The following is a 21,972-nucleotide window of genomic DNA, read 5'->3' as shown; positions in this document are numbered from 1 at the left end:
CGTGTTGCAGCATAAAACACCTTAGTTGGATTTTGGTAGTGCCCCTGCGGGAGTAGCTCAGTTGGTAGAGCGCAACCTTGCCAAGGTTGAGGTCGCGAGTTCGAGACTCGTCTCCCGCTCCAGGTTAAAGAAGGTCCGGCAGCGTGCCTCGCACGATGCGGGGCTGGCAGTAAAAAGTTGTATGCGGGAGTAGCTCAGTTGGTAGAGCGCAACCTTGCCAAGGTTGAGGTCGCGAGTTCGAGACTCGTCTCCCGCTCCAATCCCCAAAGGGAAGCACCGCTTCCCTTTTTGTTTGGGTTGAATCGCCGCAAGACATTGCCGGAAGCTGGGCTCCGGCAGCATCGGCTGAATGCGGATACAATCCAGCAGCACGTCACCTGGCGGGGTGGCAGAGTGGTTATGCAGCGGCCTGCAAAGCCGTGTACGCCGGTTCGATTCCGACCTCCGCCTCCAGTTGCATGCAGAACGGCGCCTCGCGGCGCCGTTTTTGTTTTCCGGGCCAGTTCTCACCTCGCGTTCAGGCAAGCAGGCACCGGATCGTCCGCCATCTCCGCGCCTCGGGCACGTGGCGGGCATGTTACATTACTCCTGTCGTACGCTTTTCGGGGGGCTCCGCGTGATGGATAGCGGGGCCGCATGTCAATCGCCATCCCCGATCCGTGACGCGCCGCTGGCGTGTCCGGGGCCGCTGCGGCACTTCCCGTTCTTCCCCGTTCCGATGCTGCTGCCGATTGTTGCGGCGACTTTCCCGCGCTGACCGCTGGTGCGCGCCGGATGCGCTGTCGCGGTTGCCAGGGCAGGGAGCGGGTTAGCCGTTCAGCCCCTGACACGAGGAATCCCGCACGCATGCATCACGCCACCCCGCTTATCAGTACCATCGTCGGCGGTATCGTCCTGGCCTTTATCCTTGGCGCCATCGCCAGCCGGCTGCGCCTGCCGCCGCTGATCGGCTACCTGTGCGCGGGCATCGTGGTCGGACCGCATACGCCCGGCTATACCGCCGACCAGGCCCTGGCGCCGGAGTTGGCCGAGCTTGGCGTGATCCTGCTGATGTTCGGCGTGGGACTGCACTTTTCGATCAAGGACCTGATGGCGGTCAAGCGCATCGCCATTCCGGGGGCGGTGGTGCAGATTGGCATCGCCACGCTGATGGGCATGCTGGTGGCCTGGGGCTTCGGCTGGTCTTGGGGGCAGGGGCTGGTGTACGGGCTGGCGCTGTCGGTGGCCAGCACCGTGGTGCTGCTCAAGGCCCTGCAGGAGCGCGACCTGGTGGAGTCGCCGCAGGGCCGCATCGCGGTCGGCTGGCTGATCGTGGAAGACCTGGCGATGGTGCTGGCCCTGGTGCTGCTGCCGGCCATGGCAGGTCTGCTGGCGGGGGCCGGCGAAACATCGGGCGAGGCCGCGCCTGCTACCGGCGAGGTGGTGTTCGCGATCTTCGCGACGCTGGGCAAGGTGGCTGCCTTCGTCGCGGTGATGCTGGTGATCGGCCGGCGCTTTATCCCGTGGATGCTGGAGCGCATCGTCTGGACCGGCAACCGCGAGATGTTCCGCCTGGGCGTGCTGGCGACGGCGCTGGGCGTGGCCTACGGCGCCTATGCGCTCTTTGGCGTCTCGTTCGCGCTGGGCGCGTTCTTTGCCGGCATGGTGCTGGCGGAGTCCGAGTTCAGCCATCGTGCGGCCGAAGAGTCGCTGCCGCTGCGCGATGCCTTCGCCGTGCTTTTCTTCGTATCCGTGGGCATGCTGTTCGACCCGATGGTGCTGGTCAACGACCCGTGGGGCGTGCTGGCGACGGTGTTTATCATCGTGGTGGGCAAGTCGCTGGCGGCGCTGGCCATCGTGCGTGCCTTCGGGCATTCCGGGCAGACCGGCATGACCATTGCCGTGAGCCTGGCGCAGATCGGCGAGTTCTCGTTCATTCTCGCCAGCCTCGGCGTCTACCTGAAGATCCTGCCCGAGCGCGGCCAGGCGCTGATCCTGGCCGGGGCGCTGCTGTCGATCATGCTCAATCCGGTGCTGTTCCACCTGCTCGACCTGTACACGGCGCGGCGCAATCGCAGCGCGGATCCGCAGCCGGCCTGACCGGAGCCCGGGTGCGGCTCAGCCGCCGATCCTCGGCGCCATGGTGCGCAGGTATTCGGTAAAGGCCAGCAGCCCCTGGGTCGGGAACTTGTCCTGGTGCACCACCAGCTGCAGCGGCCGCACGATGCGTGGCAGGCCATCGCGGATCGCCACCAGCGTGCCGCGTTCCAGCTCATCGCGCACCACATGCAGCGACAGGCAGCTGACGCCGAAGCCGCTCATCACGGCGCGCTTGATGGCTTCGGCGTTGCCCAGTTCCAGCGCGAAGCGCAGTTCGCCCAGCAGCGGCATCAGCCGTTCCTCGATGACCTCGCGCGTGCCCGAGCCGGGCTCGCGTACGATCCACTCGGCATCGCGCAGCGCCACCAGGTCATGCGGCACGGCCGCAAGCGGATGCGAGGGGCCGACCACCACCACCATCTCGTCATCGCACCAGCGCACGCTGCGCAGGTCGCGCTCATGGCTGGCGCCTTCGACCAGGCCGATATCGGCGTCGAACTGCAGCAACGATTGCAGCACTTCGCGGGTATTGCCGATGCGCAGATCCAGCGTGCACGGTCCGCTGCGCGAATGGCGAAAGCCCGCCAGCAGCGGCGGCAGGATGTAGCTGCCAATGGTATTGCTGGCCGCGATGCGCAACTGCACGCCGGTCTGGGTGGCAAAGCGCTCCAATTCCTGGGCCTGGTCCAGCAGCGACAGCGCGCGCGGGAAAAACTGGCGGCCGGTCTCGTTGATGCTGAGCCGGCGGGCCACGCGGTCAAACAGCGGGCTGTCGAGCGCGCGCTCCAGCTCGGCCAGCGAGGCGCTGACAGCCGACTGCGACATCGCAAGTGCCTGCGCCGCCGCCATGGTGCTGCCATGCTGGGCCACGGCGACGAAGACGGACAGCTGGCGCAGCGTCAGGCGCAGGGGGCGGTGTTCAGGCCGGGGGTCGGGGCGGTGGTTCATATCGATATAATCAATAACACATAACGATATTACCCGTTTTACGGGTTAGCTGGGCGCCAGTACGCTTGAGTCACTAAAGAACACGACCCGAGCCTGCCATGTCCTCCGTCTCCGCCCCCCGCACCACCCCGGCCGCCGCGCCGGCCTTGCCGCCGCCGTGGTCGCAGCGCCTGCTGACGCTGGTCCCGCTGGGCGGCATTGCCTGGCTGGCGATTGCGCTGGCCGAGCATCCGGCCGTGGCGCGCTATGGTCTCAGCGCGCTGACGCTGGCCATGTGTGCCGGCATGGTTGCGGCCAATACGCTGCCGCGCCACTGGCTGGCACCGCTGGCGCCCGGAATGCAGGTCGCACGCCACTACCTGCTGCGCCTGGGTGTGGCGCTGTACGGACTGCGCCTGACCTTTGCCTCGATCGTCGCGCTCGGCCTGCCGGGCATCGTGGTGCCGCTGACCATGCTGGTGGCCACGCTACTGTTCGGCACCTGGGTGGGTACGAGGTTCTTCGGCCTGAGCCGCCGCGAAGCGATCCTGGTCAGCTCCGGCAGCGCCATCTGCGGTGCCGCCGCGGCCATCGCCGTATCGTCGGTGGTGCGCACCGACGACAAGCAGACCGCCGTGGCGGTGGCGACGGTGGTGCTGTTCGGCACCGTCGGCATGCTGCTTTATCCCTATCTGTACGAACTGGCGACCGGCCACTGGCACTGGGCCGTCAGCGAGCGCATGTTCGGTATTTTCACCGGCGCGACGCTGCACGAGGTGGCCCAGGTGATCGCCGCCGGCAAGATGATCAGCGAGCCGACCGCCGACGCTGCCGTGGTGGCCAAGATGGTGCGCGTGCTGGCGTTGGGTCCGCTGCTGCTGGTGATGGCGCTGTGGCCGCAGGGCGGTGCGCAAGCGGAGCAAGGCACTGCCGGCGGCAGCCGCCTGCGTGGCATCCTGAAGTCGGTGCCGTGGTTCGCGGTGGGGTTTGTCGCAGTGATGGCGGTCAACTCGGCCGGCACCGTGCCCACCGCCTGGAAGGCGCCGCTGATCGCGCTGGACAACTGGCTGCTGGCCTGCGCGATGCTGGCGATCGGCCTGCACACCCGCATCGGCGACCTGGTGCGCGCCGGACGCAAGCCGCTGGCGCTGGCCGGTGTGCTGTTCGTGTTCCTGATGGGAGTGGGTGCGCTGATGTGCTACGCGATGTCCTGACGCGCGCGCGGACCTGAAGGCATCAGAAGAGGGGGCGATGGCCCCCTTTTTTGTTTGGGGCCGGGAGCCGAAGGGGTGGGCGGCTGTACGCCCTGGTGCGGCCGACGGGACTCGAACCCGTAAGCCTGGAAAGGCGGCAGATTTTAAGTCTGCTGAGTCTACCAATTTCTCCACGGCCGCACGGCAAGCCCGGTATTGTGGTGGCTCCGCATCCCGGATGCAAGCGCGAAAAATGTGACGCCACTGTTACGGCTGGTAACAATGTCGACCTCGCCGTTGCACCTGGAAAATTCCGAAGCCCTACAATACGGAGTAAGAGAAATCTCACTTTGAGAGGCGGATATGAAACGTTGGTGGCTCGCAGCATTCGGTGTCGCAGCCGGGCTTGCGTCCGGGGCAGCAATGGCCCATGTGAGCGTCGGCGTGGCAATTGGGGTGCCGGGCGTGGTGGTTGGCGCGCCGGCCTACTATCCGCCGGCCCCGGCTTACTATGCACCGCCGCCTGTCGTGGTGGCGCCTGCGCCGGTCTACTACGGCCCGCCCCCGGTGGTGGTACGCCCGCGTCCGGTCTACTACGGTCCTGGCTACTACGGCCCGCCGCGTTATTACGGCGGCCACCGCGGCTACTATGGCCCGCCGGGATACTATCGTGGCCATGGTCATGGTCACGGCCGTTGGCGCGACGACTGATCGTCGTTCGATCTACGCAAGCTTTTTGAAAGAGAAGGGGCCCTCCGGGGGCCCCTTCCTTTTTCCTGCCGCACTGCGACATGAGGCGCTGGAGCCAGTTCCCGGAAATTCGCCCCCTTGCTCAGAGTAGTCAAATTATTTGAACAGACTGCTCAAAGCATCGCCTCTATCGATGTAAGGGTTTCCCCCTAAACTGTTATCGTGACATCGTGATGACGGCGCCCCAAAGTGCTGCACGGTGCCTCCGCCAACCAAAGAATAGCAAGGGGAATATCCATGAAGATCACACAAGCCGTTGCTGCCGTCGCAGCGCTGGCCGCGCTGGGCGCGCTTTCCACCTCCGCATTTGCCTCCGTCGGCAAGGTCGATCCATACCTGGACGGCTCCAGGGTCGGCAAGACGGACCCATACACCGATGGTGCCAAGATGGGCAAGGTGGATCCGTTCACCGACGGTGCCCGCCTCGGCAAGCCCGATCCGTTCACCGATGGCGCGCGCATCGGCAAGCCCGATCCGTTTACCGACGGCGCACGCATGGGCAAGCCGGATCCGTTCACAGACGGCGCCTGAATCGCTATTGTCCGTGCATGATGAATGGCCCGCTGAACGCGGGCCATTCTTGTTTTTGCCCGTGCCCCGGCGCACCGCAACGGGGCGCCTGTCATGACGATGGCCGGGGCGCGGCGCTATACTTCGGCCTCAACCAAATGAATGACCAGGAGAGTGGCATGCAGCAAAAGACGGTTCTGACGGCAGACGACGTGAAGAAGATCATGGCCGCAGCGGAAACCGAGGCGAAGAATCATCAATGGGCCGTGTCGATCGTCGTGGTGGACGATGGCGGCCATATGCTGGCGATGCAGCGCCTGGATGGTGCCGCTCCGATCTCGGCCTACATTGCCGGCGAGAAGGCCCGTACCTCGTCGCTGGGCCGTCGTGAGTCGAAGGTCTACGAAGACATGATCAACAACGGCCGCTACTCGTTCATGACGGCGCCGGTGCTGCAAGGCATGCTGGAGGGCGGCGTGCCCATCGTCTGCAACGATCAGGTGGTCGGTGCCGTGGGCGTGTCGGGCGTGAAGTCGACCGAAGACGCGCAGATCGCGCGTGCCGGCATCGCTGCACTGGGCCTGTAAAGCCCTTGCGCCGGCCACTGTGCCGGCACATGAAAATGCCCCGCAGGCATGGCCTGCGGGGCGGCATAAAAGAGGGCATGGCTGGGTACGGTCGGTCCGGCGTGGGGTCTGAATCCCGCCCGCGACACCAGTACCTGGCTACTGCCCCAACACCTCGTTCCGAGGTGGTCCCCACAAGAGTTTTTACTGCCACGTACGTGGCACCCGCGCCCAACGCGGGTCTCGATCGCTTCCCTCTGGCTTCAACCTTGCGGTATCGCGCCCCAGGGCCGCGTCATTTCGTCAGGATCAGCTTGCCGTAGCGCGTGACGCGCAGCGTGTAGACCTCGCCGTTGTGCAGGATCGGCAGGGTGCTGGCGCCGTGCATGATGGCGTCCAGGGCCACCGGCTCGCCGGCAGGTGCCGGCGACAGGCTGTCGCGCACCAGTGCCTCCAGCCGGGCGGGCAGGGCCGCTACCGCGGACTTCACGGATGCGATGGTCGACGGTGCTGCCTTCGCGCTGGCCTCGCGGCGCGGTTGCGCGGCGACCTCGACGCGGCGCAGCGACAGCCGGCGGCGGGTGACTTCACGCGGTTGCGACAGCGGCAGGGAAAGTGTGCTCATCTTCTGGCTCCGTTCTGCAAAAAGGGCGCGCCGGTCATGGCGCAGTCGATGGAAAGATATTAAATAAGAATCGTTATCATTACAATAGCTTCCGACTAAGATTCGCGGAACGACCATGAGCGGCGGGGAAGGGGCCGCGGCGACGACGCAGCGCAGGCTGGTCGCACGAATCGGCGGCATCAACGGCAAAGGGCACCCTGAGGTGCCCTTTGCCGTTCCGGAGCGCCTGGTGGCGCCCGCCTACTGCTTGGGTTCGGTGATAAAGCCGATCTTGCCCAGGCCGCCGTGCTGCGCGGCGGCCATGACCTCGGCCACGCGCTCGTAGCGCACCTCGCGGTCCGCGCGCAGGTGCAGCTCAGGCTGCGGCTGCTGCTGCGCGGCCAGCGCGATATTGCTTTCCAGCGTGGCCTGGTCCACTTCCACCTGGTTCCAGAAGACCTTGCCACTGGCGTCGATCGAGACGTTGATGCTCTGCGGCTTCGGGTCGTTCGGGGTGTTGGTGGCGCGCGGCAGGTCGATCTTCACCGCGTGGTTGATCACGGGGATGGTGATGATGAAGATAATCAGCAGCACCAGCATGACGTCGACCAGTGGCGTCATGTTGATCTCGCTCATCACCTCGTCGTCGTCGCTGTCGAGAGTACCGAATGCCATGATGACTTCCTTGCTAGCGGTTTAGCGCTGTGCCGCGGCCAGGCGCACGGTGCCGTCTTCGGTGCGGGCGCCGGTGGGGCGCACGCGCGCGCCGGTGACGAAGTAGGCGTGCAGGTCGTGGGCAAAGCGGTTGAGCTTCGAGATCACCGACTTGTTGCCGCGGGTAAGGGCGTTATAGCCCAGCACGGCGGGAATCGCCACGGCCAGGCCAAAGGCGGTCATGATCAGCGCCTCGCCCACGGGGCCGGCAACCTTGTCGATGGTCGGCACGCCCGAGGCGCCGATGCCGATCAGCGCGTGGTAGATGCCCCACACGGTGCCGAACAGGCCGACGAACGGTGCGGTCGAGCCCACCGAGGCCAGCACTGCCAGACCCGACTGCATGTGCGCCACCGAATCATCGATGGAGCTCTTGAGCGAACGGGTCAGCCAGTCGGAGATGTCCATCACGTCGTGCAGCTGCGGCTGGCTGGCGCGATGGTGCTGGGCGGCTTCCTTGCCGGCGATGGCCAGCGTGCGGAACGGGTTGGCATCGCTGGCGCCCAGGGTTTCGAGCGCGTGGTCGAAATCGTCCGAGTGCCAGAAGCGCTTTTCCGCGCCGTGCGCCATCTTCTTCAGGCGCACCAGATCCCACGCCTTGGTAAGGATCACGATCCATGAGGCGAGCGACATGATCAGCAGAATGATCGCGGTCGCACGCATGACGAAGTCGCCTTGCGTCCAGAGGTGGGAGAGTCCGAGGTCCTGCATGTGTTGGTTCCTGGTGAGTTCGCTTGGTTTAAGTCAGATCAGAGATCGGAAATCTGGGGCGGTCAGTTCAGTTCGAAGCCGATCGGCTGCTGGGCCGTGACGGCGACGGCGCGGCCGTTGTCCAGGTAAGGCTTGCAGCGCATGGACTGCACGGCTTCCACGGCGGCCTGGTCCAGGCGCGACGAACCGCTCGAGGATACGACGGAAGTCTTCACGACCTTGCCGCTTTCGTCGGTGGTCAGGCGCACCACGGCCTTGCCGGTCTCGCCCATGCGGCGTGACTGGGAAGGATACTTCGGTTGCGGCGGCGTGCACTGGATTTCGCCGATGCCGACTGCGCGCGGCGCGGCGGATACCGGTGCCGGGGCGGGCTCAGCGGCCGGTGCTGGGGGTGCCGGCGGCGCGGGCGGGGCCTCGGGCGCGTTCGGCGTCGGCGGCAGGCTGGCTACCGGCTGCGGGGTTGGCTTGGGCTGCGGCGGGGTGGGCTTGGGCGTGGTCACCCTCACCTGTTTGGGCGGGGTTTCCTGCTTGGGCTTGGGTTTGGGCGGCTCCGGCGGGGCTTCCTGCTTGGGAGGCTCCAGCGGGATGATGCGCGCGACGATTTCCGGCGAGATCACCGCCTCGGTCAGCTTGCGGCCCAGGCCGCTTTGGATCAGGTAGAGCAGGCCGACGTGGAACAGCAGTACGGCGAGCGTAATCTTGAGGAAGCGTTGGTCGAACATGTGTCAACAACAAAAGTCTGCCAGCGGTGGCACCGCAGCGGCGCTGTGCGCCGTCACTTGCGATAAAACAGGATTAGCGAGATGCCGCAACCGACCAGCAGGCTAAGCAGCAATTCCATGATAAACGCTCCTTCAACTGGGTTGCCGTGGGAGCGCCACTCTGGGGCAGCGTGTCAGCTGGCCAGTATAAACGATAATGATTCTTATTTGTTGTGATTTGTGCGTCGCAACTGGAATTTTCTGCCCCGGCACGTTATACCGGCAAGTCCAGGCAGCATTTCGGGAGGTGATGCAGTGGTGCACGCGCGCTGGCGCGCTCTGGCACTTGGCTGCGCTTCGGTGCCCCAGGCCACAATCGCCGGCGCCCGTTGCGCACGGGGATGCGCGGTTGGCACCAAAGCGCGCTAGCATAGGAAGAAACTGCAGACGTGGCGGTGCGCCGGTCGCGGCCCCGCCATCGCGCACAGCGCGCTCGGGGACCCGTCCATGGACTTCACACGTTTTGCTGAAGATGACCGATCGACGATTCTGCGCTCCATGCCTGGCACATCGTCCAGCTCAGCATTGGACTGGATGTGCGCCCAGTTTGCCCTGCGCGTGGTCTGCGCACTGGGCCCGCGCTTCAACCTGCGCAGCAATATCAACGATGTCCTGACCGTCAGCGCGCAGGAGATGGTTTGGCCGTACGGCGTGGTGCTGCGCGTGCAGCGCTTCCTGGCCGCGCGCTGCGCCGACATGCCCGCCTGGAAGGGCACCGCCCGCCTGACCCCTGAGGAATTCCTGGACCGCCACGGCCAGTGGAACAGTGCGTTCGATGAAAGCGCGCTGTTCTATTACCTGGACGAGTACGTCAAGCACCACGCCAAGGACATGTTCGCCGTGTTCGACGCGTCGGCCGCGGCCATCGCCCAGCGGCTGGAAGGCGAGCGCGTGCTGCTGGTGCGCAATATCGACATGCTCAGCCGTGTGCTGGACCTGCCCGAGCACGAGCGCAAGCTGCTGCTGTACGCGGCGCTGGCCAAGTACAAGCGCGACCTGCGCGCGGTGATGGTCGACTGCAAGGTGGCGCACAGCCAGGAAGCGTTCCAGATCCTGGCCGGGCTGACCGGCGCCGGCGCGGCCGACGTGGCCGCCTCGCTGCGGCCCGGCTCGCGGCTGGAGACGCTGAACCTGATCGAGCAGCCGCTGCCGGAAAACAGCGTGACCGACCTGGGCGACCTGATGCGGCTGTCCGATCGGCTGCTGCACGTGCTGCTGGGCAATTACGCCAATGAGGCCGAGATGATGGCGGTCTTCACCCGCCCGGCCGCGCCGCCCACGCTGACCACTGCCGACTATCCCCATGTCGAGACCGACGCGCGCTACCTGTGCGCGCTGCTGAGCAATGCCACGCGCCAGCACGCCAGCGGCGTCAACGTGCTGATCTATGGCCCGCCCGGTACCGGCAAGACTGAGTTTGCGCGGCTGCTCGCGCGCGAGGCGGGCTGCGAGCTGTACGAAGTCGATTGCCTGGACCGCGACGGCAACAGCCTGTCGGGCAAGGACCGCTACCGCTCGCTGCAGGTGTCGCAGGCCTTCCTGCGCGGGCGTGCCCATACCGCGCTGCTGTTCGATGAGGTGGAAGACGTCTTCCCCGGCAGCGCGCGCGAGCTGATGAGCCTGTTCGGCCAGGAAGACACGCGCGCCTCGGTGAACGGCAAGGCCTGGGTCAACCAGACGCTCGAGCAGAACCCGGTGCCGGTGATCTGGATCTCCAATTCGATCCGCCAGATCGACCCCGCTTACCTGCGCCGCTTCCAGTTCCACCTGGAGTTGAAGATTCCGCCGCCACTGGTGCGCGAGAACATCATCCGCAAGCACCTGGGCGGGCTGGATGTCAGCGACGCCTTTATCACCGGGCTGGCCGGGCGCAAGACGCTGACGCCGGCACAGGTGCAGTCGGCCGCGCGCTTCGTCGAGCTGGCGCGGCCCGACGTGGAAGAGCCGGTGGAAGCGCTGATCCTGCGCCAGCTGGAACACGCCGACCGCGCCATGGGGCTGCGCCCCGAGGCCGAGGCGCGGCCGGTGGTCACGCACTACCGGCTGGAAAACCTGCACCTGGAAACCCGCTACGAGGTGGTCAAGATCGTCGACGCGCTGCGCGTGCGCCAGCGCGGCACGCTGTGCTTCTACGGCCCGCCCGGCACCGGCAAGACCGCGCTGGCCGAGCATATCGCGGCCGAGCTGGACCTGCCGCTGATGATCCGCCGCGCCTCCGACCTGATGAGCAAATATGTGGGCGAGACCGAGCAGCAGATCGCCGCCATGTTTGCGCGCGCCGAAGAGGATGGGGCGGTGCTGCTGCTGGACGAGGCCGACAGCTTCATGCAGAGCCGCCAGCAGGCGGTGCGCAACTATGAGATCTCCGAGGTCAACGAGATGCTGCAGGGCATGGAGCGCTTCAACGGCATCTTTATCTGCACCACCAACCTGTTCGATCGCATCGACGAGGCCGCGCTGCGCCGCTTCTCGTTCAAGATCCGCTTCCTGGCCCTCAAGCCCGCGCAGCGCGTGGCGATGTTTGTCGACGAGGCGCTTGACGGCGACGCCGCCGGCCTGACCGACAGCATGCGCCGTGAGCTGGATATGATGGATTGCCTGACGCCGGGCGACTTCGCCACGGTCAAGCGCCAGTGCGTGCTGTTGGGCGAGGCGCTGACGCCGGATGAGTTCCTGGCACAGCTGCGCCAGGAACACGCGATCAAGCCCGAGGTGCGGGAGCACCGGCCACTGGGCTTCCTGCAGTAAGAACCCATTTCATAATGAAGAAGGGGACGCATGCGCCCCTTCTTCATTATGAAATGGGTTCTAAGGGCGCCGGTCAGAGCGCCGGCGCCGGCTCGATCACCACCGTTTCCGCATCCGCTTCCACCTGCAGCAGCGTGGCTGCCATCGCACGCAGGTGCGCGGCGTCCTTGGTGGAGGCAAAGCGGTCGTGAGGGGTGCCATCTGGCGCGGCGGCGAGCTTGTGTTCGGCCAGCTTGCGCGCCAGCTGGCGCGCAATGGCGCTGCCGGTGTCGACCAGTGCCAGCTGGTCGCCAACCATCGCCCGGATCGTGCGGGAGAGAAAAGGGTAGTGGGTGCAGCCCAGCACCAGCGTGTCGGCGCCGGCCTCCAGCATGGGCGTCAGGTAGGCGTCCAGGCGCTGGCGCACGGCCGGGCCGTCGGTCTCGCCTTGCTCGATCAGCGACACCAGTCCCAGGCCCGCCTCGCACAGGAAGTGGCTTTCGCCTTCCAGCGATGCCAGCAGCCGTGCGAACTTGGCGCTCTTGAGCGTATTGGCGGTGGCCAGCACGCCTACGACCTTGCTGCGGCTGGCCGCGGCGGCGGGCTTCAGGCCCGGCTCGACGCCGATGATCGGCACCGTCAGCCGCTCGCGCAGCGCCTGCACCGCATGCATGGTGGCGGTATTGCAGGCGATCACCAGCGCCTTGCAACCCTGGCCGAGCAGCCATTCGCAGGCCTGCAGCGTGCGCGCCTCGACAAAGGCCTCGGGCTTCTCGCCATAGGGCGCGTATTTTGAATCCGCCAGGTACAGCAGCGATTCATGGGGCAGCAGCGCGCGGATCTCGCGCAGCACGGACAGGCCGCCGAGGCCGGAATCGAAGACGCCGATGGGTGCGGGGTTCACGGGAGGGGAGGGCAACAGAAAATTGGGCAGAAAAAAGCCGGGTCGGAACCCGGCTTTCTTCGAGCGCGACGGCAGATTCTACCGCGTTGCCTTGCTTACAGCGCAGCGACCGGGATCTTGCCGATCTTGGCTTGCCATTCGGCCGGGCCAGTCTTGTGCACCGAGGTGCCTTCGCTGTCCACCGCAACCGTCACCGGCATGTCCTTGACGTCGAACTCGTAGATCGCTTCCATGCCGAGGTCTTCGAAGCCGACCACCTTGGCCTCCTTGATCGCCTTGGCCACCAGGTAGGCGGCGCCGCCCACGGCCATCAGGTAGGCCGACTTGTGCTTCTTGATGGCCTCGATCGCCACCGGGCCGCGCTCGGCCTTGCCGATCATCGAGATCAGGCCGGTTTCGGCCAGCATCATCTCGGTGAACTTGTCCATGCGCGTGGCGGTGGTGGGGCCGGCCGGGCCAACGGCCTCGTCGCGCACCGGATCGACCGGGCCGACGTAGTAGATCACGCGGTTCTTGAAGTCCACCGGCAGCTTCTCGCCCTTGGCCAGCATGTCGGCGATGCGCTTGTGCGCGGCGTCGCGGCCGGTCAGCATCTTGCCGTTGAGCAGCAGGGTCTGGCCCGGCTTCCACGAGGCGACTTCTTCCGGCGTCAGCGTGTTCAGGTCGACGCGCTTGGAGGTCTCGGTGTTCGGTGCCCACTCGACCTTCGGCCATTGCGACAGGTCAGGCGCTTCCAGCTTGGCCGGGCCGCTGCCGTCCAGCGTGAAGTGCACGTGGCGGGTGGCGGCGCAGTTGGGGATCATCGCGACCGGTTTGGACGCGGCGTGCGTCGGGCAGGCCATGATCTTGACGTCCAGCACGGTGGCCAGGCCGCCCAGGCCCTGCGCGCCGATGCCGAGCGCGTTGACCTTCTCGTACAGCTCGACGCGCAGTTCCTCGACCCAGTCCTTCGGGCCGCGGGCGATGATGTCCTGGATGTCGATGGACTCCATCAGCGATTCCTTGGCCATCACCATGGCCTTCTCGGCGGTGCCGCCGATGCCGATGCCCAGCATGCCCGGCGGGCACCAGCCGGCGCCCATGGTCGGCACGGTCTTCAGCACCCAGTCGACGATCGAGTCCGACGGGTTCAGCATCACGAACTTGGACTTGTTCTCCGAGCCGCCGCCCTTGGCCGCGACCTGGATGTCGACGGTGTTGCCCGGCACCACTTCGTAGTGGATCACCGCCGGGGTGTTGTCCTTGGTGTTCTTGCGGCCGCCTTCGGGCGGGCTGACGATCGACGCGCGCAGCACGTTGTCGGGGTGCGTGTAGCCGCGGCGCACACCCTCGTTGATCATGTCGGTCAGGCCCATGGTGGCGCCGTCCCAGCGCACGTCCATCCCCACCTTGACGAAGATCGTGACGATGCCGGTGTCCTGGCAGATCGGGCGCTTGCCCTCGGCGCACATGCGGCTGTTGGTCAGGATCTGCGCGATCGCGTCCTTGGCCGCCGGGCTCTGCTCCAGCTCATAGGCGCGGCCCAGGCTGGTGATGTAGTCCATCGGGTGGTAGTAGCTGATGTACTGCAGGGAGTCGGCGACGCTCTGGATGAGGTCTTCTTGCTTGATGACAGTCATTTTGTGGGGGTGGGCAGCGGTGAAACACAGCCGCAAATCATACACTGAGCCGCGGCGGTCTGCCCGGCTGCATACATCCGTCCACAGCCGATAATGTGCGGCAAGCGCCGCTAGTTGCGTGGGGGCGGGCCCAAAAGCAAAAACCGCGGCACATGGCCGCGGTCTGGCTGGGACTAGGTGTCCGATGGCGCGTTAATGTGATTAATGCTTATCATGTGCGCCGACCGGATGTGTCACCATCCGATCCACCCAGGCCATGGCGACCGCCGACAGCAGGAAGGCAATATGGATGGCCACCTGCCACATGATGGTATGCGTCGTGCGCTGCTCGGCATCGATGAAGGTCTTGAGCAGGTGGATCGACGAAATCCCGATCAGCGCCATCGACAGCTTGACCTTGAGCACGCCGGCGTTGACGTGGTCCAGCCATTCCGGCTCGTCCGGGTGGTTGTCGATGCCCAGCCGCGAGACGAAGGTCTCATAGCCGCCCACGATCACCATGATCAGCAGGTTGGAAATCATCACCACGTCGATCAGGCCCAGCACCACCAGCATGATCTTGCTCTCGTCGAACTCGGTCACATGCGCCAGCAGGTGCCAGACTTCAACCAGGAAGTGGTAGACATAGACGCCCTGGGCAACGATCAGGCCCAGGTAAAGCGGCAACTGCAGCCAGCGCGACGCGAAGATGATGCTCGGGATCGGCCGCAGGGTCTGCGGCTTGGCGGTGATGGGATTGGAGGCCATTGGCGGGCGGTGTCGGCGAGTTGAAAATCGGCGTGGATTGTACCAAGCGCCGATGACTGGGCGGCGTTACCGACCGTAGCCGAATACCGTTACCGTTCGTCGCCGGCGTGGCTCAACCCGCGGCGCCAGGATCGGCGCCGGCCGCCTTGCCGCGCCACGCGCCGCGCGCGATCCGCCCCGGCCAGCTGGCCAGCACGATCCCGGCCAGCACGCACGCCAGCGCCACCCCATGGGGCCAGCCCGGCTGCTCGCCCAGGAAGACGATGCCGTAGGTGGCAGCCGCCACCGGCAGCACCGAGGTGAACACCCCCGCCAGCTGCGCCGGCACATGGCGGATGCCCTTCATCCACAGCCAGAACGAGAACACGCTGGCTGAGAGCGCATACCACAGCAGCATCAGCCAGGTCTGCGCCGGCACCGTGGCGGCATCGAAGCTCAGCAGCGGGACCAGCCCCAGCGGCAGCATCAGCAGCCCGCCGATCAGGTGCGTGTAGGCGCAGATCTCGATCGCGCCCAGGATCATCAGGTTGCCCAGCCATGCCTGGCTGCCGCTGCCGGCACCGTGCGCATCGCCCCGGGCGATGTTCAGCACCGCGATGCCGGTCATCGCCAGCAGCACCGACGCCACCGTGCGCCGCGACAGCCGCTCGCGCAGCAGCAGCCACGACAGGATCGCCACCGTGGCGGGAATGGTGCTGGTGATCACGCCGGCAGCCATGGCGCTGGTCAGCCGCACGCCATTGAGCATTAGCAGCGTAAACAGGAAGGTGCCGAAGAACGCCTGCAGGAACAGGTTCAGCCATTCCCTGCGCGAGACCAGGCGCATGCGCGCGGGCCGGTACCACGGCGCCAGGCAGACGATGGCGATGATAAAGCGCAGCAGCGCGAACAGCAGCACCGGCACATGCGCGATGATCGATTTGCCGAGTCCGACATTGCTGCCGACCAGCGCCATCGAGGCGATCAGGAAGAGGGCGTAGACCGGGGAGAATGCTGAAGGATTGGCGGGCACGGGTACGGCCTTGGTCGTCCGGCAGGGCGCCGCGGCGCTTTGGCGCGGCAGATGCTGAGCCGGCGGGAGCGGCAAGGGTAAGCGCCGCATTCAGGTATGGAACTCGCGGCATTATAGCTGTGCTAGCCTAATGGAGAAGGCTGCACTTTCGCAACGCGTGCGGGGACTTTTCCCGCTGCATTGCAACAAGTTGCAGGCACACCCCTGGGCCCACCGTCAGGTTTAAGTAAGCCGTCGGGCGTAACTTGGCAGCCAAAGCCATTCCAAAATCAGGAGACAAGCCTATGTCCGCCATCGAATCGGTGATGCAAGAGCATCGCGTGTTCAACCCGCCTGAAGGCTTCGCCAGCCAGGCCGCGATCCCCAGCATGGAGGCCTACCGCGCCCTGTGCGACGAAGCCGAGCGCGACTATGAAGGCTTCTGGGCGCGCCATGCGCGCGAGTTGCTGCACTGGAACAAGCCCTTCACCAAGGTGCTGGACGAAAGCAACGCACCGTTCTACAAGTGGTTCGAAGACGGCGAGCTCAACGCCTCTTACAACTGCCTGGACCGCAACCTGCAGAACGGCAATGCGGACAAGGTCGCGATCGTGTTCGAGGCCGACGACGGCACCGTGACCCGCGTCACCTACCGCGAGCTGCACGGCAAGGTGTGCCGCTTTGCCAACGGCCTGAAGGCGCTCGGCATCAAGAAGGGCGACCGCGTGGTGATCTACATGCCGATGTCGGTCGAAGGCGTGGTCGCGATGCAGGCCTGCGCGCGCCTGGGCGCCACGCACTCGGTCGTGTTCGGCGGCTTCTCGGCCAAGTCGCTGCAGGAGCGGCTGGTGGACGTGGGCGCGGTGGCGCTGATTACCGCCGACGAGCAGATGCGCGGCGGCAAGGCCCTGCCGCTGAAGGCGATTGCCGACGATGCGCTGGCGCTGGGCGGCTGCGAGGCCGTCAGGAACGTGATCGTCTACCGCCGCACCGGCGGCAAGGTTGCCTGGACCGAAGGCCGCGACCGCTGGATGGAAGACGTCAGCGCCGGCCAGCCGGATACCTGCGAGGCCGAGCCGGTCAGCGCTGAACACCCGCTGTTCGTGCTCTACACGTCCGGCTCCACCGGCAAGCCCAAGGGCGTGCAGCACAGCACCGGCGGTTACCTGCTGTGGGCGCTGATGACGATGAAGTGGAGCTTCGACATCAAGCCCGACGACCTGTTCTGGTGTACCGCCGACATCGGCTGGGTCACCGGCCACACCTATATCGCCTACGGCCCGCTCGCCGCCGGCGCCACCCAGGTGGTGTTCGAGGGCGTGCCGACCTACCCGAACGCCGGCCGCTTCTGGGACATGATCGCGCGCCACAAGGTCAGCATCTTCTACACCGCGCCCACCGCGATCCGCTCGCTGATCAAGGCCGCCGAGGCCGACGACAAGATCCACCCGAAGCAATATGACCTGTCCAGCCTGCGCCTGCTGGGCACCGTGGGCGAGCCGATCAATCCGGAAGCGTGGATGTGGTACTACAAGAACATCGGCAACGAGCGCTGCCCGATCGTCGACACCTTCTGGCAGACCGAGACCGGCGGCCACATGATCACGCCGCTGCCGGGCGCGACGCCGCTAGTGCCGGGCTCGTGCACGCTGCCGCTGCCGGGCATCATGGCCGCCATCGTCGACGAGACCGGCCATGACGTGCCCAACGGCAACGGCGGCATCCTGGTGGTCAAGCGCCCGTGGCCGGCCATGATCCGCACCATCTGGGGCGATCCGGAGCGCTTCAGGAAGAGCTACTTCCCCGAAGAGCTCGGCGGCAAGCTCTACCTGGCCGGCGATGGCTCGATCCGCGACAAGGACACCGGCTACTTCACCATCATGGGCCGCATCGACGACGTGCTGAACGTGTCGGGCCACCGCATGGGCACGATGGAGATCGAGTCGGCACTGGTGTCCAACCCGCTGGTGGCCGAAGCGGCCGTGGTGGGCCGCCCCGACGACATGACCGGCGAGGCCATCTGCGCCTTCGTCGTGCTCAAGCGTTCGCGTCCGACTGGCGAAGAGGCCGTCAAGATCGCCACCGAGCTGCGCAACTGGGTCGGCAAGGAGATCGGTCCGATCGCCAAGCCCAAGGACATCCGCTTCGGCGACAACCTGCCCAAGACGCGCTCGGGCAAGATCATGCGGCGCCTGCTGCGGTCGCTGGCCAAGGGAGAGGAGATCACGCAGGACACCTCGACGCTGGAGAATCCGGCCATCCTGGAGCAGCTCAAGCAGGCGCAGTGATCGTCTAGCTTCGGCCCGATCGAGCCCTTGAACCCGCCGCCGCGTTCCCGCGCCGGCGGGTTTGTTACGATAGCCCCCCACCGACCACGGACCGTCCCCTATGCCTGAAGCCCAGTCGCGCTTTCGCCGACGGTTGCTGCTGTACTACGGCCTGTTCACGCTGGGGTTGTTCGGCTTCGTCGGCATGATGGGGCTGCTGGAACGCTCCAATGCCGATGCGCTGTGGCTCGGCTACGTCTTCCTCTTCATCACCATCGCGATCTATGCCTGCATCGGGCTGATCTGCCGCACCTCTGACCTGAACGAGTATTACGTAGCCTCGCGGCGCGTGCCGGCGCTGTTCAACGGCATGGCGATTGCCGCCGACTGGATGAGCGCGGCGTCCTTCATCGGCCTGGCCGGCATCCTGTTTGCCTCGGGCTACGAAGGGCTGGCCTATGTGATGGGCTGGACCGGCGGCTACTGCCTGGTGGCCTTCCTGCTGGCGCCGTACCTGCGCAAGTACGGCGGCTACACCATTCCGGATTTCCTCGCAGCGCGCTACGGCAACGGCAAGCCGGGCGGCAACCTGCCAGTGCGCGCGATCGCGGTGCTGGCGGCTTCGCTCTGCTCCTTCGTCTACCTGGTGGCGCAGATCCAGGGCGTGGGGCTGGTGGTGACCCGCTTTATCGGCGTGGAGTTTGCCGTCGGCATCTTCTTCGGGCTGGCCGGCATCCTGGTGTGCTCGTTCCTTGGCGGCATGCGCGCGGTCACATGGACGCAGGTGGCGCAGTACATCATGATGATCGTGGCCTTCCTGGTCACGGTATCGATGATCGCCTGGAAGCATCACCACGAAGCGCTGCCGCAGCTCAGCTACGGCACGCTGCTGTCGCAACTCGACGCGCGCGAGCAGCAGCTGGAGCGCGAGCCGGCCGAGCAGGCCGTGCGCGAGTACTACCGGCAGCAGGCCATCCTGCTGCAGGAGCGCATCGCCCGACTGCCCGATTCCTTTGCCCAGGAGCGCGACGCGCTCGACGCGCGCCTGCAGGACCTGCGCACGCGCAATGCCCCGCTGCGCGAGATCAAGTCGCTGGAGCGCGAACGGCTGGAATTCCCGCGCGACCCCGCTGCGGCACAGCAACAATGGAACCAGCAGCGGGCCGACGCACTGGCCCGCAGCCGCCATTCGCTGTCATCGACCGAGCCCTATCCCGCGGCATCGGAGCAGGAACGCAAGACCAAGCGGCTGAATTTTGTCTTGCTGGTGTTCTGCCTGATGGTCGGCACCGCCAGCCTGCCGCACATCCTGACGCGGCTCTACACCACGCCGTCGGTCAAGGAAACGCGCAACTCCGTGGCCTGGGCCGTGTTCTTCATCGCCTTGCTGTACGTGTCCGCGCCCACGCTGGCTGCGCTGGTGAAATACGAGTTCTTCCAGCACCTGGTGGGCACCTCCTACGCCGAATTGCCGCAGTGGGTGGTGCAATGGCGCAAGGTCGATCCACCAGTGTTCGGCATCCGCGATGTCAACGGCGACGGCATCGTGCAATGGGCCGAGATCCTGCTCCAGCCCGACATGATCGTGCTGGCCGCCCCGGAAATCGCCGGCCTGCCATACGTGATCTCCGGCCTGATCGCCGCCGGCGCCCTGGCCGCGGCGCTGTCCACTGCCGACGGCCTGCTGCTGACCATCGCCAATGCGCTCTCGCACGACGTCTTCTATCACATGGTCGACCGCCAGGCGAGCCACCAGCGCCGCGTCACCACCGCCAAGATCGTGTTGCTGGGCGTGGCGCTTTTTGCCTCTTATGTCACATCGCTGCGCCCGGGCAATATCCTGTTCCTGGTCGGCGCCGCGTTCTCGCTGGCTGCCTCCAGTTTCTTCCCGGTACTGGTCCTCGGCATCTTCTGGCGCCGCACCACCGCCGCCGGCGCCGTCGCCGGCATGGCCGCCGGGCTGGGCATGGCGGTCTACTACATCATCGTCAACTACCCGTTCTTCACCCGCATGACCGGCATCTTCGGCAACCGCTGGTTCGGCGTCGACCCGATCGCCTCCGGCGCCTTCGGCGTGCCGGCCGGCTTCGCCGTGGCCATCATCGTCAGCCTGCTAACGCCACGCAATGCGCCGGTGATCGACCGGCTGGTGAGCTACCTGCGCAAGGGATAGGGCGGATGGGGTTGTCAAGTAAGGCGAGATACGGCGACGAAGCACTGGATTCGCCGGGCAACTCTGCTATAATCTCGGACTTCCCGGAGAGATGGATGAGTGGTTTAAGTCGCACGCCTGGAAAGCGTGTATAGGTTAATAGCCTATCGGGGGTTCGAATCCCCCTCTCTCCGCCAGAATGAACACAAAAGCCCTGTAAGTTCAATGACTTACAGGGCTTTTTGTTTTTCAGCCCATCACTTGGCCCATCGTTAAGCGCAGGGTAGTGCTGAGTGTACTTGGACGGCATCGGGGATGAGGGGCGTCGTCAAGCCCTTCGCCAACACGGCCTGCTGCAGTTCTGATGTGTAACTATGCAATCCCTTCGCTCGTATACTCTCGGGCATTGACTACCAGTACCAAGAGGAACATGTGCGAGTCCGCGTCGAGCTGCCATCCGATCCCTTGATCGAATATTCGGACTTTTGTCAGGCGATAGCCCGGGCTATTTGCCCGGCCGACGAGAGACCAATTGAGGGGATCGACTGTGTGGTCGGGACGAGAGCAAAGCACGGCTTTGTCGCGCCTCAATCTCAGGAGGATCGGCGTGGGACCAAATCGCGATATGTGGCGCCGACTGACGAGGCGGGACGTGCGATCGACCAGTTAAACCAGGCTCAGGGTACTGACGCAGCTGGTGTCTCGACCGTCTGGCTAGACCCTTGGCAATCAGAAGTCGAAGAAATTTGGTTACCGTTTGCCTTGACCGACAGCGAGCGGCGCTGGCTTGTGGGGCTACTTCCGCAGTTGCCTCCTCTGCGCTATCCAATGTCGGACGATGAGTCTGGGGAGTTTCTGGACGCGTATCGTCGTCTGGAGAAGCGGCCGGCATGGGAGCCGGTTCTGCTGACGGCGGTGGACATGGAGCGGCGTAAGGCCAAGCAAGCGATGGTGCTGGCGCGTCACCGGAGGGCACTACGGGACGAATTTGCTGGTGGGAGGATGGTCGCCGTTGACAGCCGACATGTCCCAGTTTCCGTACTTACCATGGGCGGCTATATTCCGCGCGCTCAGGCGATCGCGTACCTGGAACGGTGTGGCCTCGCGCACGATGGCAACGATGCGCAATCGGATACGTGGCATATACAGCGACGGGCTGTGCCGGGGCACGAAGGTGCCTCGGCTCCTATGCCGCGGGCGGAGCAAACTCGGGGGATAACAGAGCCCTTCCATGCGATGCCGAAGATTGTGGGGATGCCCACCGGCACCACGGCAAGCGGGCGGCCCCGCCAAGAGCCTAGGCCGGAAAGCGCCGGTGGTGCAGACCATACGACAGGAGTTCCTCGTGCTGTTGAGCGCCAATCGATAGGCAAGGTCGCACGGTTGCGTCGTGTCATGGAGCTGACTGGCCTTGGGCGTAGCTCAATCTACAACCGTATGGACCTGCGCTCCGCACAGTACGATCCGACCTTCCCCCGCTCCTTCCCGCTTGGAGCGAACGGCGGCGCAGTTGGTTGGGATGAGGACGCGGTCAAGGCTTGGGTTCTGGCGCAAGCTTCTATAGGCCGTGTGTGAGGGTTGCGGCATGCGTAGTACGCCAGGTGTACTACGCGTGCCCTCTAGCGGATGCACTGGCGGTCCGTCAATGAGGGGCGGATCATGCCGGGATCAGGCGGGCGACGTTCTGGGCGGCGCATATCCGCTGCATCGCTGGAACCAGCCTAACTGACATCCGCATTTGCAATTCAAT

General features: G+C 65.5%; 18 protein-coding genes and 5 tRNA genes. 13 read left to right on the top strand and 10 right to left on the bottom strand.

What is annotated here, in order from left to right; all coding sequences use genetic code 11:
* Positions 1-46 precede the first annotated feature (46 nt).
* The 4 genes from KB879_RS24640 to KB879_RS24625 all read left to right on the top strand — a co-directional run bounded on the left by KB879_RS24640 (position 47) and on the right by KB879_RS24625 (position 2,079).
* Positions 47-122, top strand: a tRNA-Gly gene (locus KB879_RS24640).
* A gap of 61 nt (positions 123-183) precedes the next feature.
* Positions 184-259, top strand: a tRNA-Gly gene (locus KB879_RS24635).
* A 120-nt stretch (positions 260-379) separates the two neighbouring features.
* Positions 380-453: transfer RNA gene (locus KB879_RS24630), tRNA-Cys, on the top strand.
* A 393-nt stretch (positions 454-846) separates the two neighbouring features.
* Positions 847-2,079 carry a cation:proton antiporter gene (locus KB879_RS24625; RefSeq protein ID WP_013957351.1) on the top strand — a complete coding sequence of 411 codons (1,233 nt, stop codon included), beginning with the start codon at positions 847-849 and terminating at the stop codon, positions 2,077-2,079.
* A gap of 18 nt (positions 2,080-2,097) precedes the next feature.
* On the opposite strand, the gene KB879_RS24620 is transcribed toward KB879_RS24625, so the two are convergent.
* The gene (locus KB879_RS24620) at positions 2,098-3,027 is read right to left on the bottom strand and encodes a LysR family transcriptional regulator (protein WP_211979957.1); all 930 of its coding nucleotides are present in this window, start codon (positions 3,025-3,027) and stop codon (positions 2,098-2,100) included.
* A 98-nt stretch (positions 3,028-3,125) separates the two neighbouring features.
* Between KB879_RS24620 and KB879_RS24615 the strand changes: the two genes are divergently transcribed.
* Entirely contained in the window at positions 3,126-4,220 is a 1,095-nt protein-coding gene (locus KB879_RS24615) for a YeiH family protein (RefSeq protein ID WP_013957349.1), read from the top strand.
* A gap of 93 nt (positions 4,221-4,313) precedes the next feature.
* On the opposite strand, the gene KB879_RS24610 is transcribed toward KB879_RS24615, so the two are convergent.
* Positions 4,314-4,400, bottom strand: a tRNA-Leu gene (locus KB879_RS24610).
* 162 nt (positions 4,401-4,562) lie between these two features.
* Between KB879_RS24610 and KB879_RS24605 the strand changes: the two genes are divergently transcribed.
* The 3 genes from KB879_RS24605 (at position 4,563) to KB879_RS24595 (ending at position 6,046) form a co-directional block, all read left to right on the top strand.
* Positions 4,563-4,910 carry a hypothetical protein gene (locus KB879_RS24605; RefSeq protein ID WP_013957348.1) on the top strand — a complete coding sequence of 116 codons (348 nt, stop codon included), beginning with the start codon at positions 4,563-4,565 and terminating at the stop codon, positions 4,908-4,910.
* Between the two features lie 276 nt (positions 4,911-5,186).
* Positions 5,187-5,480, top strand: coding sequence for a hypothetical protein (locus KB879_RS24600; RefSeq protein ID WP_211979956.1), 294 nt, complete (start codon positions 5,187-5,189; stop codon positions 5,478-5,480).
* Between the two features lie 158 nt (positions 5,481-5,638).
* Positions 5,639-6,046, top strand: coding sequence for a heme-binding protein (locus KB879_RS24595; RefSeq protein WP_041228012.1), 408 nt, complete (start codon positions 5,639-5,641; stop codon positions 6,044-6,046).
* 274 nt (positions 6,047-6,320) lie between these two features.
* On the opposite strand, the gene KB879_RS24590 is transcribed toward KB879_RS24595, so the two are convergent.
* The 4 genes from KB879_RS24590 to KB879_RS24575 all read right to left on the bottom strand — a co-directional run bounded on the left by KB879_RS24590 (position 6,321) and on the right by KB879_RS24575 (position 8,776).
* Complete coding sequence (locus KB879_RS24590; RefSeq protein WP_211979955.1) at positions 6,321-6,650, bottom strand: hemin uptake protein HemP; 330 nt, start codon at positions 6,648-6,650, stop codon at positions 6,321-6,323.
* Positions 6,651-6,890: 240 nt separating this feature from the next.
* The gene (locus KB879_RS24585; RefSeq protein ID WP_013957344.1) at positions 6,891-7,304 is read right to left on the bottom strand and encodes a biopolymer transporter ExbD; all 414 of its coding nucleotides are present in this window, start codon (positions 7,302-7,304) and stop codon (positions 6,891-6,893) included.
* A 21-nt stretch (positions 7,305-7,325) separates the two neighbouring features.
* Positions 7,326-8,054, bottom strand: a complete 729-nt coding sequence (locus KB879_RS24580) for a MotA/TolQ/ExbB proton channel family protein (protein WP_013957343.1) — start codon at positions 8,052-8,054, stop codon at positions 7,326-7,328.
* Between the two features lie 62 nt (positions 8,055-8,116).
* Positions 8,117-8,776 carry an energy transducer TonB gene (locus tag KB879_RS24575; RefSeq protein ID WP_013957342.1) on the bottom strand — a complete coding sequence of 220 codons (660 nt, stop codon included), beginning with the start codon at positions 8,774-8,776 and terminating at the stop codon, positions 8,117-8,119.
* Between the two features lie 486 nt (positions 8,777-9,262).
* Between KB879_RS24575 and KB879_RS24570 the strand changes: the two genes are divergently transcribed.
* A complete protein-coding gene (locus KB879_RS24570) occupies positions 9,263-11,563 on the top strand; it encodes an AAA family ATPase (protein ID WP_013957341.1) in 2,301 nt (766 codons plus the stop codon).
* Between the two features lie 73 nt (positions 11,564-11,636).
* Here KB879_RS24570 and murI read toward each other — a convergent pair whose 3' ends face one another.
* The 4 genes from murI to KB879_RS24550 all read right to left on the bottom strand — a co-directional run bounded on the left by murI (position 11,637) and on the right by KB879_RS24550 (position 15,824).
* Positions 11,637-12,446 carry a glutamate racemase gene (gene murI / locus KB879_RS24565; protein ID WP_211979954.1) on the bottom strand — a complete coding sequence of 270 codons (810 nt, stop codon included), beginning with the start codon at positions 12,444-12,446 and terminating at the stop codon, positions 11,637-11,639.
* Between the two features lie 95 nt (positions 12,447-12,541).
* The gene (locus tag KB879_RS24560) at positions 12,542-14,065 is read right to left on the bottom strand and encodes a fumarate hydratase (protein ID WP_010814713.1); all 1,524 of its coding nucleotides are present in this window, start codon (positions 14,063-14,065) and stop codon (positions 12,542-12,544) included.
* 201 nt (positions 14,066-14,266) lie between these two features.
* Positions 14,267-14,812, bottom strand: a complete 546-nt coding sequence (locus tag KB879_RS24555) for a TIGR00645 family protein (protein WP_013957338.1) — start codon at positions 14,810-14,812, stop codon at positions 14,267-14,269.
* Positions 14,813-14,924: 112 nt separating this feature from the next.
* Positions 14,925-15,824 (bottom strand): DMT family transporter, encoded by a 900-nt coding sequence (locus KB879_RS24550; protein WP_211979953.1) that lies wholly within the window; start codon positions 15,822-15,824, stop codon positions 14,925-14,927.
* A 284-nt stretch (positions 15,825-16,108) separates the two neighbouring features.
* Between KB879_RS24550 and acs the strand changes: the two genes are divergently transcribed.
* The 4 genes from acs to KB879_RS24530 all read left to right on the top strand — a co-directional run bounded on the left by acs (position 16,109) and on the right by KB879_RS24530 (position 21,797).
* On the top strand, positions 16,109-18,091 hold the full coding sequence (acs, locus tag KB879_RS24545) for an acetate--CoA ligase (RefSeq protein ID WP_211979952.1): 1,983 nt from the start codon (positions 16,109-16,111) through the stop codon (positions 18,089-18,091).
* Positions 18,092-18,191: 100 nt separating this feature from the next.
* Positions 18,192-20,243 (top strand): VC_2705 family sodium/solute symporter, encoded by a 2,052-nt coding sequence (locus tag KB879_RS24540; protein WP_013957335.1) that lies wholly within the window; start codon positions 18,192-18,194, stop codon positions 20,241-20,243.
* Between the two features lie 85 nt (positions 20,244-20,328).
* Positions 20,329-20,419, top strand: a tRNA-Ser gene (locus KB879_RS24535).
* A 268-nt stretch (positions 20,420-20,687) separates the two neighbouring features.
* Positions 20,688-21,797 carry an AlpA family phage regulatory protein gene (locus KB879_RS24530; protein ID WP_211979951.1) on the top strand — a complete coding sequence of 370 codons (1,110 nt, stop codon included), beginning with the start codon at positions 20,688-20,690 and terminating at the stop codon, positions 21,795-21,797.
* Positions 21,798-21,972: the final 175 nt, after the last annotated feature.

It is taken from the genome of Cupriavidus sp. KK10, assembly GCF_018223725.1.
Taxonomy (GTDB): Bacteria; Pseudomonadota; Gammaproteobacteria; order Burkholderiales; family Burkholderiaceae; genus Cupriavidus; species Cupriavidus necator.
Note: the sequence above shows the minus strand (reverse complement) of the source record. Positions and strands in the feature narration are given on the sequence as shown.